The 18113-nt window shown below is 69.7% G+C and carries 14 protein-coding genes; 8 read left to right on the top strand and 6 right to left on the bottom strand.

Annotated features, from left to right (window positions below; translation table 11 throughout):
• Positions 1–110: 110 nt before the first annotated feature.
• From fdhA to ACFRMN_RS16880, 3 genes are all read right to left on the bottom strand, one after another.
• On the bottom strand, positions 111–1340 hold the full coding sequence (fdhA, locus tag ACFRMN_RS16890; protein WP_383019740.1) for a formaldehyde dehydrogenase, glutathione-independent: 1230 nt from the start codon (positions 1338–1340) through the stop codon (positions 111–113).
• Between the two features lie 353 nt (positions 1341–1693).
• A complete protein-coding gene (locus ACFRMN_RS16885) occupies positions 1694–2239 on the bottom strand; it encodes a methylated-DNA--[protein]-cysteine S-methyltransferase (RefSeq protein WP_383019737.1) in 546 nt (181 codons plus the stop codon).
• 54 nt (positions 2240–2293) lie between these two features.
• Positions 2294–3178: a glycerophosphodiester phosphodiesterase gene (locus tag ACFRMN_RS16880; protein ID WP_383019734.1), complete on the bottom strand. Its 885-nt coding sequence runs from the start codon at positions 3176–3178 to the stop codon at positions 2294–2296.
• A 284-nt stretch (positions 3179–3462) separates the two neighbouring features.
• Here ACFRMN_RS16880 and ACFRMN_RS16875 point away from each other — a divergent pair, with 284 nt between their 5' ends.
• From ACFRMN_RS16875 to ACFRMN_RS16855, 5 genes are all read left to right on the top strand, one after another.
• Complete coding sequence (locus ACFRMN_RS16875) at positions 3463–4353, top strand: MHYT domain-containing protein (protein WP_383019732.1); 891 nt, start codon at positions 3463–3465, stop codon at positions 4351–4353.
• 81 nt (positions 4354–4434) lie between these two features.
• Entirely contained in the window at positions 4435–6564 is a 2130-nt protein-coding gene (uvrB, locus tag ACFRMN_RS16870) for an excinuclease ABC subunit UvrB (protein ID WP_383019729.1), read from the top strand.
• Positions 6565–6749: 185 nt separating this feature from the next.
• Complete coding sequence (locus ACFRMN_RS16865) at positions 6750–7316, top strand: TerD family protein (protein ID WP_383020112.1); 567 nt, start codon at positions 6750–6752, stop codon at positions 7314–7316.
• A 225-nt stretch (positions 7317–7541) separates the two neighbouring features.
• On the top strand, positions 7542–9503 hold the full coding sequence (locus ACFRMN_RS16860; RefSeq protein WP_383019727.1) for a TerD family protein: 1962 nt from the start codon (positions 7542–7544) through the stop codon (positions 9501–9503).
• Positions 9504–9738: 235 nt separating this feature from the next.
• The gene (locus ACFRMN_RS16855; RefSeq protein WP_383019724.1) at positions 9739–10764 is read left to right on the top strand and encodes a TerC/Alx family metal homeostasis membrane protein; all 1026 of its coding nucleotides are present in this window, start codon (positions 9739–9741) and stop codon (positions 10762–10764) included.
• Positions 10765–10877: 113 nt separating this feature from the next.
• Here the strand turns inward: ACFRMN_RS16855 and ACFRMN_RS16850 are convergent, their stop codons facing one another.
• The 3 genes from ACFRMN_RS16850 to ACFRMN_RS16840 form a co-directional block, all read right to left on the bottom strand.
• Positions 10878–11924, bottom strand: coding sequence for a S66 peptidase family protein (locus tag ACFRMN_RS16850; protein ID WP_383019722.1), 1047 nt, complete (start codon positions 11922–11924; stop codon positions 10878–10880).
• Between the two features lie 95 nt (positions 11925–12019).
• Positions 12020–12673 (bottom strand): MBL fold metallo-hydrolase, encoded by a 654-nt coding sequence (locus ACFRMN_RS16845; RefSeq protein ID WP_383019720.1) that lies wholly within the window; start codon positions 12671–12673, stop codon positions 12020–12022.
• Positions 12674–12683: 10 nt separating this feature from the next.
• On the bottom strand, positions 12684–13370 hold the full coding sequence (locus ACFRMN_RS16840) for a maleylpyruvate isomerase family mycothiol-dependent enzyme (RefSeq protein WP_383019717.1): 687 nt from the start codon (positions 13368–13370) through the stop codon (positions 12684–12686).
• Positions 13371–13600: 230 nt separating this feature from the next.
• Between ACFRMN_RS16840 and uvrA the strand changes: the two genes are divergently transcribed.
• From uvrA to ACFRMN_RS16825, 3 genes are all read left to right on the top strand, one after another.
• Positions 13601–16576 (top strand): excinuclease ABC subunit UvrA, encoded by a 2976-nt coding sequence (uvrA, locus tag ACFRMN_RS16835; RefSeq protein ID WP_383019714.1) that lies wholly within the window; start codon positions 13601–13603, stop codon positions 16574–16576.
• 81 nt (positions 16577–16657) lie between these two features.
• On the top strand, positions 16658–17566 hold the full coding sequence (locus ACFRMN_RS16830; RefSeq protein WP_383019712.1) for an alpha/beta fold hydrolase: 909 nt from the start codon (positions 16658–16660) through the stop codon (positions 17564–17566).
• 65 nt (positions 17567–17631) lie between these two features.
• On the top strand, positions 17632–18060 hold the full coding sequence (locus tag ACFRMN_RS16825) for a Rieske (2Fe-2S) protein (protein WP_383019710.1): 429 nt from the start codon (positions 17632–17634) through the stop codon (positions 18058–18060).
• Positions 18061–18113 lie beyond the last annotated feature (53 nt).

The following is an 18113-nucleotide window of genomic DNA, read 5'->3' as shown; positions in this document are numbered from 1 at the left end:
CCGCGCGCGCGAACGTCCGGGCGCCTGGGCCGGCGCCCGGACCCGTACCCCCGGACCCGTACCCATGGAGGGCGCGGTGCTGCCCGCGCCCTCCACCGCTCGGGAATCACTCAGGCGGCCACCACGCCGTTCAGCGCGCCGTGCGGATTGAGCACGTACTTCCGGCTGGCGCCGTGGTCGAACTCCTCGTAGCCGCGCGGGGCGTCCTCCAGCGAGATCACCGTGGCGTTGACGGCCTTCGCGATATGGACCCGGTCGTGCAGGATCGCCATCGCCAGGCCCCGGTGATACTTCATCACCGGGCACTGTCCTGTGCTGAACGTGTGGCTCTTCGCCCAGCCCAGGCCCAGCCGGACCTTCAGCGTGCCGCTCTTGGCGTCCTCGTCGATACCGCCCGGGTCGTCGGTGACGTACAGCCCCGGGATACCGAGCGCGCCGCCCGCCCTGACGACACCCATCAGGGAGTTGAGGACGGTCGCCGGAGCCTCCTTGGAGTCCTTGCCGTGCGCCCGTGCCTCGAAGCCGACCGCGTCGACCGCGGCGTCCACCTCGGGCTCGCCCAGGATCTGGGCCACCTGGTCCTCGACCGCCCCCTTGGTGAGATCGACGGTTTCACAGCCGAAACTGCGGGCCTGCGCGAGCCGTTCGGCGTTCAGATCGCCGACGATGACGACCGCCGCGCCGAGCAACTGGGCCGAGGCCGCGGCGGCCAGACCGACAGGTCCCGCGCCCGCGACATACACCGTGGAGCCGACGCCCGTGCCCGCCGTCACCGCGCCGTGGTAGCCGGTGGGGAAGATGTCCGACAGCATCGTCAGATCGAGCAGCTTCTCCAACGCCGCGTCCCGGTCGGGGAAGCGGAGCAGATTGAAGTCCGCGTACGGCACCATCACGTACTCCGCCTGTCCGCCGACCCAGCCGCCCATGTCGACGTAGCCGTACGCCGCGCCGGGACGGGCGGGATTGACGTTCAGACAGATACCGGTCTGGCGCTCCTTGCAGTTACGGCAGCGGCCGCAGGCGATGTTGAAGGGCACCGACACGACATCGCCGACGTTGATGAACTCGACATCGGGGCCGCGCTCGATGACCTCACCGGTGATCTCGTGGCCGAGGACCAAGCCTTCGGGGGCCGTGGTCCGGCCGCGGACCATGTGCTGATCGCTGCCGCATATGTTGGTCGCGAGTACCTTGAGGATGACCCCGTGGCGGCATTTGCGGCCCACGTTCGCCGGCGCCACACCCGGCCCGTCCTGAAGTTCGAGCGTCGGGTAGTCGGTGGTCCTCACATCCACCTCACCCGGCTTGATGTATGCGACTGCCTTGTTTCCTCCGCTCATCCTGACTCGCCGTCCCTTCGGCTCTCCTCGTCCAGCGGATGACTCGGCCTGTGCGTGTGTTGGAGTCGGCTACCGCTCGGGCGGTCCGGCCGAAGTGCGCGCCGGACCGGACGTACCGGTACCGGAACCGGGCGTCCCCACGCGGGGACGTCCCACACGGGGACGTCCCGCTACGGAACGTCTCCGGTCCCCGGGCGGGACGCCCTGGGCCGACGTCTACTGCCCGCCGGGCCGTACGCGCGCTGGCTCTCCACGAATAAGCCTAAGCCCGGCACGTAAAGCGGACAAGTGCCGGTAAAAGCACTCGATCCGGGCGGTCCGGAGTGGTGGACCGGCTCAAGCGGTGGACCGGCTCAGAAGAGGGGTTCCGGGAGCACGCCCTCCAGGGCCAGCAGCCGCCGCTTCGTTTCGAGGCCGCCCCCGAAGCCGCCGATCCCGCCGTCGCTCTCCACCACGCGATGACAGGGCACCACCACCGGCAGCGGGTTGGAACCCATCGCCGCGCCGACCGCCTGGGCGGCCCCTGGCTGGCCCACGCGCTTGGCCAGATCGCCGTAACCGACCACCGTGCCGTACGGGACGCCCGTCGCCAGCTCGCGCAGCACCTGCCGGTTGAAGCCCGTGGAGAGCGACCAGTCCAGCGGCAGCCCGAACTCCCGCAGCTCGCCCGCGAAGTACGCGGACAGCCTGCGTATCGGCTCGGCCAGCAGCCCCGACGCCGACTCGGCGGGCTCGGTGCCCAGCCGGTCCCTCAGCTGTCCGAGCGCCTTCTCCCGCACCGGCCCGTCGACATGGAAGACGACGCTCACCAGCCCCTGGCCGGTCGCGGCCAGCAGCAGTGGCCCGATGCCGGTGGACGCGACCGTCCACTCCACCGGCGACCGCCCGTAGTTGTTCATGCCGACCACGGTACGGGCCACCACTGACAACGGTCCTGAGACCGGCCTCCGGCCTCAGTCCACCGCGTCCCGCACCACGTCGGGGTTGTTGGTGATGATCCCGTCCACACCGAGATCACGGACCCGCACCGCGCCCGCCGCGTCGTTGACCGTCCAGGTGCTCATCGTGAGCCGCTTGCCGTGCGGGCCCTTGAGCCGGTGCACCGCCGCCACGTAGTCGCCGGTGAGCGCGGCGTACGCGGGATTGATCTGGTCCGTGAACGCGGCGTACGCGGGCAGATCGGCCACCGCCGGAGCGCCGAGGAAGCCGGTCGTGAGGTCCGGGCGCAGCCGGTGCACCGTACGGACGCTGTCCGCGCTGAAGCTCTGGATGACCAGCTTGTTCCTGACGTGCGCGCGGTTGAGCCAGCCCTCCTGGCCCAGCACCCGCAGGATGTCCTTCTCGACGCCGGGGTACTGCTCGGGCGCCTTGATCTCCAGGAGCAGCTTCTGCCGGTTGGCCTCCACGGCGTCCAGATACTGCCGCAGCGTGGGTACGCGCTCGCCCGCCCACTCCTCGCCGAACCAGCTGCCCGCGTCCAGCCGGGCGATCTCCGCCGCGGTGAAGTCCTTCACCTTCCAGGGGGCCCGGTCGGGGAAGACCTCTTCCACATTGGTGGTCCGCTGGAGGTTGTCGTCGTGGATCACCACCAGCCGGCCGTCCTTGGTGCGCTGGACGTCGTTCTCCACCCAGTCGACGCCCAGGTCACCGGCCGCGTCGACGGCCGCGAGCGTGTTCTCCGGGGCATAGGCCGAGGCGCCGCGGTGCGCGATGACGACCGGGCTCCCGCTCCTGGGCTCGGCGGCGGGGCCCGCGCTCGCGGTGGCGGCGCCGGGCAGGACCAGTGCCGTGACTCCCAGCAGTGCGGCGGCCGTTGTCACTGAGGTGCGTGCGTACACGTGTACTCCTCGTGTCGTGCGATGACGGTCGGCCAGAGCCTGGCAGCCCCCGGCCAACAGGGAACAGGCGAAGGTTGGCCACAACGTGAAGTCACGCCATGGACCGGAAGGATGGGGTGAGATCATGAAGCCACACCGGCGGGGGGCCGCCCCGTACCGCGAGGTCGCACCCTTTCGTGTCGACAAATCGCCGGTGGCCTGTTTGCTTACCGGGCCGGCCGTCCTACCCTCGCCCGAGCCGGCGCTTTCGTACAGGGAGCACGAGGGGCGAGGGGCATATCGCTATGCAGGGCACGATCGACGGATTCAGCTACGGTCTCGTCACACCCGTGGCGGCCTTTCTCATGGCCTGTCTCGGCGCGGCTCTGGGGCTGCGCTGCACCGCGAGATCCTTGCGTACCAGACGCTCCTGGAAGCCCGGCGGGCTCGCGCTGGGATCGGCCGCGATCGGCTCCGGAGTATGGACGATGCACTTCATCGCGATGATGGGGTTCGACGTCTCGGAGGCGCCGGTCGGCTACGACCGGTTCACGACATTCGCCAGCCTCGTCGTGGGAATCGTCATGGTCGGGGTGGGGATCTTCATCGTGGGATACCGCGGCACGACCCCGATGACCCTCGTCACCGGCGGCACCATCACCGGCCTCGGTTTCGCCACCATGCACTACCTCGGCATGGCCGGCATACGGCTGCACGGCCGCGTCGGATACGACACCTTCACCGTAGCGATCTCCGTCATGATCGCCGTCGTCATGACGACCGCGGCCCTCTGGGTGGTCGTCTCGCACCGTGGATTTCTGGCCGGTCTGGCCGCCAGCGCGGTGATGGGCGTCGCGTCGACCGGTATGCACTACACCGCGATGGCCGCGGTCCACGTGCATCTCAACGGCGCCGTCGGCGAGCCGGGCGGCGCCCCGCCCGCCGAACTGCTGGCCCCGATGCTGGTCGGCCCGGCCTTCTTCCTGCTGCTGGCCGGTGTGGCGGTGCTGGTAGACCCGCTGCTGGTGACGGACCGCCGCGAACGGTCACGCTCCGCGGGAGCCGTGACCGGGCCGTGCGGGCGCGGCGGGGTGCCCGCGCAGCGGATCCGGCCGCGGCCGGCCCTCCGCGAGCACGCCGACCGTGCCGCCGCCAGGTCCCCGCGCCGCGGCTCCCAGGACCTCCACGACTGGTGACGCGGGTGAGCCGCCGGTCACTCCGGGTGATCCGGGGCCGCTCGCCGTCCCACTGTCAGTGCGGGGTCGTACGGTGGATCCATGCGGCCCGTTTCCAAGATCGAACGTACGGTGGCGCCTTTCGAGGTCGTCAGCTCCTACCAGCCCAGCGGCGACCAGCCGACGGCCATCGCCGACCTGGAGCGGCGTGTCCGCGCGGGCGAGAAGGATGTCGTCCTGCTCGGCGCGACCGGCACGGGAAAGTCGGCGACGACCGCCTGGATGATCGAGAAGCTTCAGCGCCCCACACTGGTGATGGCGCCGAACAAGACGCTGGCCGCCCAGCTGGCGAACGAGTTCCGCGAGCTGCTGCCCAACAACGCCGTCGAGTACTTCGTCTCGTACTACGACTACTACCAGCCCGAGGCGTACGTCCCCCAGTCGGACACCTACATCGAGAAGGACTCCTCCATCAACGAGGAGGTCGAGCGGCTGCGCCACTCCGCGACGAACTCCCTTCTCACCCGGCGCGATGTGATCGTCGTCGCCTCGGTCTCCTGCATCTACGGCCTCGGTACGCCCCAGGAGTACGTGGACCGGATGGTGCCGCTGAAGGTCGGCCTGGAGCTGGACAGGGACCAGCTGCTGCGCCGCTTCGTCGACATCCAGTACACGCGCAACGACCTCGCGTTCACCCGGGGCACCTTCCGGGTCCGGGGCGACACCATCGAGATCTTCCCGGTCTACGAGGAGCTGGCCGTCCGTATCGAGATGTTCGGCGACGAGATCGAGGCGCTTTCCACGCTGCACCCGCTCACCGGCGAGGTCATCAGCGACGACGAAGAGCTGTACATCTTCCCGGCGAGCCACTACGTGGCCGGGCCCGAGCGCATGGAGAAGGCGGTCAACGGCATCGAGCGGGAGCTGGAGACCCGGCTGGCCGAGCTGGACAAGCAGGGCAAGCTGCTGGAGTCCCAGCGGCTGCGGATGCGTACGACGTACGACATCGAGATGATGCGCCAGATCGGCTCCTGCTCGGGGATCGAGAACTACTCGATGCACTTCGACGACCGCGCGCCCGGCTCCGCGCCCAATACCCTCCTCGACTACTTCCCCGAGGATTTCCTGCTGGTCATCGACGAGTCGCATGTCACCGTGCCGCAGATCGGCGCGATGTACGAAGGCGACGCGTCCCGCAAGCGGACCCTGGTCGACCACGGCTTCCGGCTGCCGTCCGCGCTCGACAACCGCCCGCTGAAGTGGGAGGAGTTCCAGCAGCGGATCGGCCAGAGCGTCTATCTCTCCGCCACTCCGGGCACGTACGAGCTGTCCCGCTCCGACGGCTTCGTGGAACAGATCATCCGTCCCACCGGCCTGATCGACCCCGAGGTCGTCGTGAAGCCCACGGAGGGCCAGATCGACGATCTGGTCCATGAGATCCGCGAGCGCACCGAGAAGGACGAGCGCGTCCTGGTGACCACGCTCACCAAGAAGATGGCCGAGGACCTCACCGACTACTTCCTGGAGCTGGGCATCCAGGTGCGGTATCTGCACAGCGATGTCGACACCCTGCGCCGGGTCGAGCTGCTGCGTGAGCTGCGCGCCGGTGAGTACGACGTCCTCGTCGGCATCAACCTGCTGCGTGAGGGCCTTGACCTCCCGGAGGTCTCCCTGGTGGCGATCCTCGACGCCGACAAGCAGGGCTTCCTGCGCTCGGGCACGTCGCTCATCCAGACCATCGGGCGAGCCGCGCGCAATGTGTCCGGTCAGGTCCATATGTACGCGGACAAGATCACCCCCGCGATGGCGCAGGCGATCGACGAGACGAACCGGCGCCGGGAGAAGCAGATCGCGTACAACACCGAGCGCGGTATCGACCCCCAGCCGCTCCGTAAGAAGATCAACGACATCGTCGCGACCATCGCGCGTGAGGAGGTCGACACCGAGGCCCTGCTCGGCACGGGCTACCGGCAGTCGAAGGACGGCAAGCCGGCCAAGGCCCCGGTCCCCTCGCTCGGGGCGAAGGCCGCGAAGGCCGGCAAGGCGGGGACCGCGGGCGCGGTGCTCACCGACCGGCCCGCCGCCGAACTGGCCGGAATCATCGAGGAGATGACCGACCGGATGCGGGCCGCCGCCGCCGAGCTTCAGTTCGAGGTCGCCGCGCGGCTGCGCGACGAAGTGAGCGAACTCAAGAAGGAGTTGAGGCAGATGAGGGAGGCGGGCCTCGCCTGATACACCGGGACGTGCGGTGTGTTGCAAGACCGACACAAAAACGGTCCAAGCCTCCTGCGTTGTCCGAGTGACTGCGTAGGGTGCTGCGCAACCGCACACGGACGGTTGCGGGGGAACCATTCGAGAGGGGACAGCGCGTGGCGGACGTATCCAAGGGCGGCGCGCCCGGAGGCCCTGGCGTCAATCTGACCAAGGGTCAGGCCATCAGCCTGGAGAAGAAGGGCGGCGGCACCCTGACGGCGGTGCGCATGGGGCTCGGCTGGCAGGCCGCCCCGCGCCGGGGCCTGTTCGGCTCCCGTACCCGCGAGATCGACCTGGACGCGTCAGCGGTGCTGTTCGCCGACAAGCAGCCGGTCGACGTGGTCTTCTTCCGTCATCTCGTCAGCGACGACGGCTCCGTACGGCACACCGGCGACAATCTGGTCGGCGGCGCGGGCCAGGGCGGCGACGACGAGGCGATCCTCGTCGACCTCCAGCGGATCCCGGTCCATATCGACCAGATCGTCTTCACGGTGAACTCGTTCACCGGCCAGACGTTCCAGGAGGTCCAGAACGCCTTCTGCCGCATCGTCGACGAGACCAACGGCCAGGAGCTGGCCCGCTACACGCTCGACGGCGGCGGCCAGTACACCGCGCAGATCATGGCGAAGGTCCACCGCGCGGGCTCCGGCTGGCAGATGACGGCCCTCGGCAACCCGGCCAACGGCCGTACGTTCCAGGACCTGATGCCGTCGATCTTGCCGCATCTGTAGGACACGGCGACGGCGTCGTCGAGTACGCGCAGCTCCCGGAGGCCGGCGCAGGCCACTGGGGGCTGCGCCTCTGCTGTCACACCGGAACACCACCCGCACCTGAGCACCCGTACCTGAGCACCCGCACCTGAGCATCCGTAGCTGAGCATCCGCGGCAGAGCACCCGTACTGAGCTGTGCGACCACACCTGAACACCGACGCGTAACCGATGAGGGGACAGAGGCGATGACGGCCGAGCTGGTCCGGGGGCAGAACCACCCCTTGCCCCACACCCGACTGGAGATCCGGGTGACGGCCGGCGCACCGGTCACGCCCTGCGCCACGCTCGCGGACGCCCAGGGCGCCGTGGGCGGCGCGGAGTGGATCGTCCACCCCGGTTCGCCCTCCCTCCCGGGCATCGAGGTCTCCCGCCAGGCCGCCGCGGCCCTGCGCTTCCATGTCGATCTGGACGCCCTGCCCCCGCGGGTGCATCTGGTGCGCGTTCTGCTCGCCCTCCCCGAGGGCGTCGGCGGCCCCGACCGCTTCGGCGCCACCGCGGCCCCCTTCGCGGCCGTCACCTCCACCGAGGGCGCCGAGGTCGCCAGCTTCACCCTCACCGGACTGGACTCCGAGACCGCTGTCGTCGCCCTGGAGCTCTACCGCCGCCAGGGCGCCTGGAAGGTCCGGGCCGTCGGCCAGGGGTACGCGGGCGGCCTCGCCGAGCTGTTCGGCGACCATGGCCTGCCCCAGGCCCGCGCCTTCGCCGCCGGTATCCAGGAGGCGGTGGCCCGCCATCTGGCCGGCGCCGTACAGACACCGCTGCCGGGTGCGGCGGACGGCGGGCGGCGCAGGTCCGAGGGGCTGCCCCTGGCTGCCGCCCCGCAGCCCGCCCCGCCCTCGCAGTCCGCACCCGAGACCGTGCCGTCCGCCGGAGCGCCCGCGTCGGGACCGCCAGCGTCCGGAGGGCCGCAGTCCGGCGCGGGCGGGGCCGTCAACTACACACATCCGGGCCGCCGTACCTCCACGCCGCCGACTCCGCCCCCGGCCGCGGTGCCCGCCCAGCCGGGCCGGCCGCCCCGCCCCGTCGCGGGCGACGCCACGGGCTGGTCCATGGACGAGCGCCTGTACAACCAGGTCTGGGGCATGTTCGAAGACCTGGCCCGTACGACCGCCGCGTTCCGCAGCGCCATGGACTTCGCCGAGTCCCGGCTCGACCAGGAGCTGGACCGGGTCCTCGCCGACCCCCGGCATCGCATCGGCGGAGCCGGGGACGCCGCCCGCGAGGCCGCCCGCGCCAAGTACGACCAGCTCGCGGGCCAGGCGCGCGAGGTCCTTGACCGTGATCTCGCCCAGCTCGTCGCCGAGTCCGAGGTCGTCGAGCCCGCGCTGCCGCCCGCCTACGCCCGCTGGGACAACCCCGTCTGGCACGCCTACCGCGTTCCGATGGAGATCCCGATGGCGCTCCGCCTCGGCGATGTCCATCTGCCCGAGCGCCCCGATCTGCGGATACCGATGCTGGTGCGGCTGCCCCTGGAGCGCGGGCTCTGGGTCGACAGCGGCCGATCCGGCTCCGAGGCCGCGCTGATGATGGACGACGCCCAGCTGCGCGGGCTGGCCATGGACACCGCGGTCGCCCATGCCGCGCGCCTCCTGGCCGTCTACCCGCCCGGCGAGTTCACCGTCCATGTGATCGATCCGGCGGGCTCGGGGGCGCGCTCACTGACCCCGCTGACCGCGTCCGGGGTGCTCGACCGGCCGCCCGCGACGGGCGCCGGGGGAGTGGCGACCGTCCTCGCCTCGCTCACCCAGCGCGTGGACCTGGTGCAGATGGCGGTCCGCGGCGGGGCGGCCGAGTCCCTGCCGCCCGGTCTGGACACCGCCGAGCAGTTGCTGATCGTCAATGACTTCCCGCACGGCTTCGACGACCGCGCGGTCACTCAGCTGCGCTATCTCGCCGACGAGGGGCCGGCGGTCGGCGTGCATCTGCTGATGGTCGGGGACCGCGAGGACGCGAGCGGGTACGGACCGGTGCTGGATCCGCTCTGGCGGACGCTGCTGCGGGTCACCCCCGTCCCGGACGATCACCTCGCCGACCCCTGGGTGGGCCATGCCTGGACCTATGAGCCGCCGGCGGTGCCGCCGGGCAGCGGGGTGCTCCTCCAGGTCCTGGAACAGATGGCGTCCGCTCGCCGCTCCTGGCGCCGCTGACCCGGGCCTGACCTGCACACTTGGCGATCGTTTACCTATTTCTTTACCTTTCCTTGGTCTTTCCTGTACTCTTCTTTGCAGCGGAGGGGAGTACTCCCACATCGCGACGTGCCCGTCAATACGGATCGCCATCGATCCCGGGGCGTCGGCCCGGGGAGCGGCGGAAGCCGCCCGGGTGGAAGAGACCTCCGGCAGCGACGACGCTGATCAGTAGCCGTACGAAGCCGGAGGCACAGTGGACGTTTCCCTGACCCTGTGGGCGCTGACCATTCTTGGTCTGTCCGCCCTGATCGCTGTCGACTTCTTCATCGGGCGCAAGCCCCATGACGTGTCGATGAAGGAAGCCGGTATCTGGACAGCCGTCTGGATCGCCCTCGCCGTGCTGTTCGGCATCGGTCTGATGGTGTTCGGGACGGGCCAGGCGTCCGGTGAGTTCTTCGCCGGATTCATCACCGAGAAGTCGCTCAGTGTCGACAATCTCTTCGTCTTCATCCTGATCATGGCGAAGTTCGCGGTTCCCTCGCATCTGCAGCAGCGTGTGCTGCTCGTCGGTGTGCTGGTCGCCCTGGTGCTGCGCGCCATATTCATCGCGGCCGGCGCCGCGATCATCGCCAGCTTCTCCTGGGTCTTCTTCATCTTCGGCGCGTTCCTGATCTACACCGCCTGGAAGCTCATCCAGGAGGCGCGCTCGGACGACGAGGAAGAGGAGTTCGAGGAGAACCGTCTCCTGAAGTCCATCGAGAAGCGCTTCGGGGTCGCCGACAAGTACCACGGCACCAAGCTCTTCATCCGGAGCAACGGCAAGCGGATCCTGACCCCGCTGATGGTGGTCATGCTGGCCATCGGCACCACCGACGTGCTGTTCGCGCTGGACTCCATCCCCGCGATCTTCGGTCTGACCCAGGACCCGTACATCGTCTTCACCGCCAACGCCTTCGCGCTGATGGGTCTGCGGCAGCTGTACTTCCTCCTCGGGGGGCTGCTGAGGAAGCTGGTGCACCTCAGCTACGGCCTGTCGGTCATCCTGGGCTTCATCGGTGTGAAGCTGGTCCTCCACGCGCTGCATGAGACCGGGGTGAATGTCCCCGTGATCTCCATTCCGGTCTCGCTGGCGGTCATCTGCGGTGTCCTGATCGTCACCACGATCACCAGCCTGATCGCCTCGAAGAAGCAGGCGGAGCGCGAGGCGGCCGCCGCGGCCGAGACGGACAGCGGCAAGCTCAGCAAGGACAAGGACAGCAAGGACAGCATCGAGGCCTGATTCTCCCGCGATGGCCTGAGCCTCGCGGGACGGCCTGATCCTCGCGAAAGAGGAGGGGGCGAGCGGCAGCACTGCCGCTCGCCCCCTTTCGCGTGCTCAGTACGTGACCGCGCTCAGTACGTGACGCTGATACGCCGTGCGGGCCCGTCCACCCGCACCGTGCCGCCGTACGGGATGACCAGCTGAGGGTCCGTGTGGCCGAAGTCCACGTCGAAGACGGCCATGGTCTCCGGGGCGTACGCGGCCAGCGCGCGCAGTACCGCCTCCCGCTGCTCACGCGCGTACCGGGCCGCCTCCTCCGGCCCATGAGGCCGCGCGAACCACCATGTCTTGGGGCGCGCCATCAGCAGCGCGGGGAAGCGCCGCAGCAGATCGCGCTCGCCCATGCTGCGCAGGATCCGGAACACCTCCTCGGCGGCCGGCATCTCCTCCGAGGTCTCCAGCAGCAGCACACAGCCGTCGTAGGCGGAGAGATCGGGCTGGATCTCCCGGTCCGCCATCAGCAGCCAGGAAAGGATCTCCAGATTGCCGCCCCAGCTGCGGCCCTCCACCACCCGTTCCGGCCCGTGCAGGCTCCAGCCGCCGCCCGCCCGGGTCTCCGGCTCCACCGCGAGCGCCGCCGGGTCCGCCCAGTCGACGTCCACATCGCGGAACCGTTCGGCGGGGCGCAGCTCGTACGTGCCGGAGGTGAACAGCGCGGCCCGCAGGGACTCCGCGGTGAGCGGATCCATCGCGCCCGGCCGGCCCAGCTCACACATCACGCTCGCGCCGTGATAGCCGACGATCCCGGTGTTCCACAGATAGGCCAGCAGATTGGTGTTGTCGCTGAAGCCGAGGAAGGGCTTGGGATGAGCTCGGATCAGTTCCCGGTCCAGCAGCGGCAGCACGGTGATCTGATCGTCCCCGCCGATGCTCGCCATCACCGCTTTCACCGTCGGGTCCGCGAAGGCGGCGTGCAGGTCGTCGGCCCGTTCCTGTGGCGTCGACCCCATCTTCCGGGTCGCCGGATACTCGACGGGCACCAGCCCGAAGTCCTTCGCCAGCCGGTCGAGACCCAGTTCGTACGGCAGCGGGAACTGTCCCGGCAGACCGGAGGCCGGCGAGATCACCCCGATCCGGTCGCCGGGACGAGGCTTGGGCGGATACGCGGGAGTCGGCATGCGGCGATCGTAGGGACGGGGCCCTGCCGTGATCGAGTGATTATCGGCGGGCCGCCCCACGCGTCAGCGGCGGGCGGCCACACGTCAGCGGCGGGTCACCAGCCGCGCGCCCGCCAGGCCGCGAGCTGCGGACGCTCGGCGCCGAGGGTGGAGTCGTTGCCATGGCCGGGGTAGATCCACGCCTCGTCCGGCAGGGTCGCGAAGATCTTGGTCTCGATCCCGTCCATCAGGCTCGTGAAGTCCGCGGGGGTCCCGGTCCTCCCGGGGCCGCCGGGGAACAGGCAGTCGCCGGTGAACAGATGCGCGTGGTCGTGCGGGTCCTCGTAGACCAGCACGATCGAGCCCGGGGTGTGACCCACCAGATGAAGGGCCGTGAGTTCGATCTCACCGACACGGATCGTGTCCCCGTCCTCGACGGGGACATCAGTGGGGACGGGGATGCCCTCGGCGTCGTACCGCCCCGCGTACGTCCGCGCGCCCGTGGCCGCCACGACCTCGGCCAGGGCCTGCCAGTGGTCGCCATGGCGGTGCGTGGTGACGACGGACGCGATGCCGTCGTCACCGATCAGTGTGAGCAGCGTGCCGGCGTCATTGGCCGCGTCGATCAGCAGCTGCTCACCGGTGGCCCGGCAGCGCAGCAGATAGGCGTTGTTGTCCATCGGTCCGACGGCGACCTTGGAGATCATCAGGGCGGGCAGTTCATGCACGTCCGCCGGTCCGCCGACCTTCACCGCTCCGCTGTACGTCATACGGATCAGCCTATAGCGGAGGCAGCACGGGGAGGGGGCCGTCCGGAGACTTCAGTGCGGCCCCGTCCCTACGGCCCGCGAGCCAGCCCATCAGGTCCGGGGCCGGTCCGCTCACCGCGAGCGGGGTGCCGTCCGTACGGCCCGTGCGCCGGGTCGGTCCGTCGGACGCGGTCAGGGTCAGCGGCGGGACCGAGGCGTTCCCGGAGAAGCGCTCCACGAGGAAGCCGGTCTCGCGCTCGGTGAACTCCTCGGACAGGTCTTCGAGCTCGCGGCCGATGCCGAGATCGACGTGGTGCAGCTCGATCTCGATCAGGCGGCGGAACGGAACGCGGGCCGCCACATCCGTGACGCCGTTGCGCATCGTGATGACGCGCGTCCAGTCCGCGGGGGCGGCCGCGGAATGCTGGAAGCGGTCGGCGGTGTTACGTACATCGGTGAGCTGGACATCCAGCGGCCGGAGCGCGTCCCGCTCGATGTCGGCGTCACGCGTTTCGGCGTCGCGGTACATGGGCCGGCCTTCGAGCACATTGACCAGTGCGTCCGCGTTCCTGGCGAGATGTGCCAGCACATGCCCCCGACTCCAGCCCGGGAGCCGTGACGGTGCGGCGAGGGCCGCGTTGTCCAGTCCGGCGGCCGCGCTGAGGAGCCGGTCCGTCGCTTCACGTACAGCTGCCAGGTCACGCTCGTGGTCGATCATGGCGCCGACCATAGCGCCGCCACTCGATCGGGTGAAGACGGTGAAGGACCGCCGTAAATCGAATGCACGTGCTATAAGCTCGGAAGAGGCATCCTGGCATGTAGGCAATCCCCGCCCGGCGCTCCGAAGCCCGGCAATCGACCACTTGGCAATCCATCGTTCTGGCGACCCCCATTAGTGTGGGACGGGGGCTCCGCCCCTTGGTTCTCTTCAGAAAGGTGCGGACCGGCGTGGCCGACCGTCTCATCGTCCGTGGCGCGCGCGAGCACAATCTCAAGAACGTGTCGCTCGACCTCCCCCGTGACTCCCTCATCGTCTTCACCGGGCTTTCCGGGTCGGGCAAGTCCTCCCTCGCGTTCGACACGATCTTCGCCGAGGGACAGCGCCGGTACGTGGAGTCCCTTTCCTCGTACGCCCGGCAGTTCCTCGGCCAGATGGACAAGCCGGACGTCGACTTCATCGAGGGGCTCTCCCCGGCAGTCTCCATCGACCAGAAGTCGACCTCGCGCAACCCGCGCTCGACGGTCGGCACGATCACCGAGGTCTACGACTACCTCCGGCTGCTCTTCGCCAGGATCGGCAAGCCGCACTGTCCCGAGTGCGGCCGGCCGATCTCCCGGCAGTCGCCGCAGGCCATCGTGGACCGGGTGCTCGAACTGCCCGAGGGCAGCCGGTTCCAGGTCCTCTCTCCGCTCATCCGTGAGCGCAAGGGCGAGTTCGTCGACCTCTTCTCCGATCTGCAGACCAAGGGCTACAGCCGGGCCAGGGTCGACGGGCAGACGATCCAGCTCAGCGAGCCGCCCAAGCTCAAGAAGCAGGAGAAGCACACGATCGAGGTGGTGGTCGACCGCCTCACGGTGAAGGACAGCGCCAAGCGCCGGCTGACCGACTCGGTCGAGACCGCGCTCGGTCTCTCCGGCGGCATGGTCGTGCTCGACTTCGTCGACCTCCCCGAGGACGACCCCGAGCGCGAGCGGATGTACTCCGAGCATCTGTACTGCCCGTACGACGATCTCTCCTTCGAGGAGCTGGAGCCCCGCTCCTTCTCCTTCAACTCGCCCTTCGGCGCCTGCCCCGACTGCACCGGTATCGGTACGCGCATGGAGGTAGACCCGGAGCTGATCGTTCCCGACGAGGAGAAGTCCCTCGACGAGGGCGCCATCCACCCCTGGTCCCACGGCCATACGAAGGAGTACTTCGGACGGCAGATCGGCGGGCTCGCCAAGGCCCTCGGGTTCCGTACGGACATCCCATGGGCCGGCCTGCCGCAGCGCGCCAGGAAGGCCCTGCTGTACGGCCACAAGACCCAGGTCGAGGTCCGCTACCGGAACAGGTACGGCCGCGAGCGCGCCTACACCAGCCCCGCCTTCGAGGGAGCCGTCTCCTTCGTCAAGCGGCGGCACACGGAGGCGGAGAGCGACACCAGCAGGGAGCGCTTCGAGGGCTATATGCGCGAGGTGCCCTGCCCGACCTGTGAGGGCACGCGCCTCAAGCCGATCGTCCTCGCGGTCACGGTCATGGAGAAGTCCATCGCCGAGGTCGCCGCTATGTCGATCAGCGACTGCGCCGACTTCCTGGGCGAGCTCAAGCTGAACGACCGGGACAAGAAGATCGCCGAGCGGGTGCTCAAGGAGGTCAACGAACGGCTGAAGTTCCTGGTCGACGTGGGTCTGGACTATCTCTCGCTGAACCGCGCGGCCGGGACCCTCTCCGGCGGCGAGGCCCAGCGGATCCGGCTCGCGACGCAGATCGGCTCGGGGCTGGTCGGGGTGTTGTACGTGCTGGACGAGCCGTCCATCGGTCTGCACCAGCGGGACAACCACCGGCTGATCGAGACCCTGGTGCGGCTGCGTGACATGGGCAACACCCTGATCGTCGTGGAGCACGACGAGGACACCATCAAGGTGGCCGACTGGGTGGTCGACATCGGCCCCGGCGCCGGTGAGCACGGCGGCAAGGTCGTGCACTCAGGACCGTTGAAGGGGCTGCTGGCCAACAAGGAGTCGATGACCGGCCAGTACCTCTCCGGGAAGAAGGTCATCCCGACCCCGGACATCCGCAGGCCGATCGACCCGGGCCGACAGCTCACCGTGCACGGCGCCCGGGAGAACAATCTGCGGGACATCGATGTGTCGTTCCCGCTCGGGGTGTTCACGGCCATCACCGGAGTCTCGGGCTCCGGCAAGTCGACGCTGGTCAACGACATCCTCTATACGCATCTGGCGCGCGAGCTGAACGGCGCGAAGTCGGTGCCCGGCCGGCACACCCGGGTCGACGGCGACGATCTGGTCGACAAGGTCGTCCATGTCGACCAGTCGCCCATCGGCCGTACGCCCCGGTCCAACCCGGCCACGTACACCGGTGTCTTCGACCATGTCCGCAAGCTCTTCGCCGAGACGATGGAGGCCAAGGTCCGCGGCTACCTCCCCGGGCGCTTCTCCTTCAACGTCAAGGGCGGCCGCTGCGAGAACTGCTCGGGTGACGGCACGATCAAGATCGAGATGAACTTCCTGCCGGACGTCTACGTCCCGTGCGAGGTCTGCCACGGAGCCCGCTACAACCGGGAGACCCTGGAGGTCCACTACAAGGGCAAGTCCATCGCCGAGGTGCTGGACATGCCGATCGAGGAGGCCCTGGACTTCTTCGAGGCCGTCCCGACGATCTCGCGGCACCTCAGGACGCTCAACGAGGTCGGCCTCGGGTATGTCCGGCTGGGGCAGTCCGCGCCGACCCTCTCGGGCGGCGAGGCGCAGCGGGTGAAGCTGTCGAGCGAGCTGCAGAAGCGCTCCACCGGCCGTACGGTCTACGTCCTGGACGAGCCGACGACCGGTCTGCACTTCGAGGACATCAGCAAGCTGATCACGGTGCTCTCCGGACTGGTCGAGAAGGGCAACACGGTGATCGTGATCGAGCACAACCTGGACGTCATCAAAACGGCGGACTGGGTGATCGACATGGGACCCGAGGGCGGCAACGGCGGCGGTCTGGTGATCGCGGAGGGCACCCCGGAGCAGGTGGCCGGAGTCCCGGCCAGCCACACCGGAAAGTTCCTGCGGGACATCCTGGACGCCGAGAGCATCAGTGACGCGGCGCCGATGAAGAAGGCCACGACCCGCAAGACGGCGGCCAAGAAGGCGCCGGCCAAGGCGGTGGCGGCGAAGGCGGTGGCGGCGAAGAAGACCGCCGCGCGCTCGCGCCGCGCCTGACCCCCGCCCCGGCCCGCTGCCCGGACCGGCTCCGTCGTGAATCGGCTGTCCCGTCCCTCCCGGACTCGGCACAATCCCGGGATGGACGAGACGGCCGTGACAGGTGACAGGGACGAGACGGTTCTGACGGACGACGGGGTACGGCTCTGGGCCACCCGCACGGGCGGCGGCGGGGGAGAGCCGGTGATCCTCTGCCATGGCGGGCCGGGCCTCTGGGACACCCTGGAGGAGCCGGCCGCACTGCTCCCCGACACCCCGGCGTACCGCTGGGACCAGCGCGGCAGTGGCCGCTCCCAGCGCTCGGGGCCGTACAGCACCGACCGCTCGGTGGCCGATCTCGATGCCGTACGGCGTCACTTCGGGCTGGACCGGGTCACGCTGCTCGGCCACTCCTGGGGCGCGCGGCTTGCCCTCGAATACGCGCTGGCCCATTCCGACCGGGTCAGCGGGCTGATCTATGTCTCGGGCACCGGCATCGACGCCGACTCCACCTGGCATACGGCGTACAAGGAGGCGTTCCACCGCCGGCTCGGCCGGTGGCCCGGCCACCGGGAGCGCTGGGAGGAACTGCGCGAGCGCGGCGACGGCCGTACGGACGCGGAGGGCCGGGAGTACGCGATCCTCCAGTGGTCGGTGGACTTCACCGACCGCGACCGCGCGCGGGCGCACGCCGAGGCCATGGCGACCCCGTGGTTCGGCGTCAACTACACGTGCAACGCCACCATCGGCGCGGAGCTGCGACGGTCCGAGGCCACGCACGGGCTGCGGGAGCGGTGCGCGGGGCTGCGTGTCCCCGTACTGATCGTGGACGGGGAGGACGACATCCGGCCCCGGTGGTCCGTGGACTCGCTGGAGAGCGCGCTCCCCGACGTGACCAGGACGACGCTGACGGGCGCAGGACACCTGCCCTGGACCGAGGACCCGGAGGGTTTCCGTACGGCGGTCGGGGCGTTCCTCAGGGGCGTGCGCGGCCGACGGGACAGCCGCTGAAGGACCGCCGGAACGGCCCCGGTATCGTCGCGTATGTCACCGACCCCTGACCCAGTGGAGACACCATGGCCGGCCCGTCCGCCGCTCGCCGCACCGTGCTGAAGGGCGCCGCGCTCGCGGGTGCGGCCGGGCTGGGGGTGGCGGCCTGCTCCACCGAGTCGAAGCTGGGCCACGCCGAGAACCCCACCCCCACCGCACCGGTCGACCTCGGCGCGGCGGCGGACGTACCGGTCGGCGGCGCGAAGCTCTACCGGGACCAGCGACTGGTGGTGAGCTGCCCCGCGAAGGGGGAGTACAAGGCGTTCAGCGCACAGTGCACCCACGCGGGCTGCCTCCTGGAGAAGCTGGAGGGCACGGTGGGTGACTGCCCGTGCCACGGCAGCAAGTTCGATGTCACCACCGGCCGGGCCATACAAGGTCCGGCGACCGCGTCGCTGCCCGAGGTCCCGGTCACGGCGGAGGGCGGCAAGCTCATCGCGGGCCCCCGGGCCTGAGAGCCCCGGGCGGTACCCCGGCGGGGCCCTGCTGTCGGTCCCCGACAGTAGGG

The organism is Streptomyces sp. NPDC056835 (assembly GCF_042789485.1).
GTDB lineage: Bacteria > Actinomycetota > Actinomycetes > Streptomycetales > Streptomycetaceae > Streptomyces.
This window is presented reverse-complemented; position numbering and strand designations above follow the sequence as displayed.

Coding starts and splice junctions, on each gene's coding strand:
- fdhA (WP_383019740.1), bottom strand. CDS start 1,340: ATGAGCGGAGGAAACAAGGCAGTCGCATACATCAAGCCGGGTGAGGTG.
- ACFRMN_RS16885 (WP_383019737.1), bottom strand. CDS start 2,239: ATGAACAACTACGGGCGGTCGCCGGTGGAGTGGACGGTCGCGTCCACC.
- ACFRMN_RS16875 (WP_383019732.1), top strand. CDS start 3,463: ATGCAGGGCACGATCGACGGATTCAGCTACGGTCTCGTCACACCCGTG.
- uvrB (WP_383019729.1), top strand. CDS start 4,435: ATGCGGCCCGTTTCCAAGATCGAACGTACGGTGGCGCCTTTCGAGGTC.
- ACFRMN_RS16860 (WP_383019727.1), top strand. CDS start 7,542: ATGACGGCCGAGCTGGTCCGGGGGCAGAACCACCCCTTGCCCCACACC.
- ACFRMN_RS16850 (WP_383019722.1), bottom strand. CDS start 11,924: ATGCCGACTCCCGCGTATCCGCCCAAGCCTCGTCCCGGCGACCGGATC.
- ACFRMN_RS16845 (WP_383019720.1), bottom strand. CDS start 12,673: ATGACGTACAGCGGAGCGGTGAAGGTCGGCGGACCGGCGGACGTGCAT.
- ACFRMN_RS16840 (WP_383019717.1), bottom strand. CDS start 13,370: ATGATCGACCACGAGCGTGACCTGGCAGCTGTACGTGAAGCGACGGAC.
- ACFRMN_RS16830 (WP_383019712.1), top strand. CDS start 16,658: ATGGACGAGACGGCCGTGACAGGTGACAGGGACGAGACGGTTCTGACG.
- ACFRMN_RS16825 (WP_383019710.1), top strand. CDS start 17,632: ATGGCCGGCCCGTCCGCCGCTCGCCGCACCGTGCTGAAGGGCGCCGCG.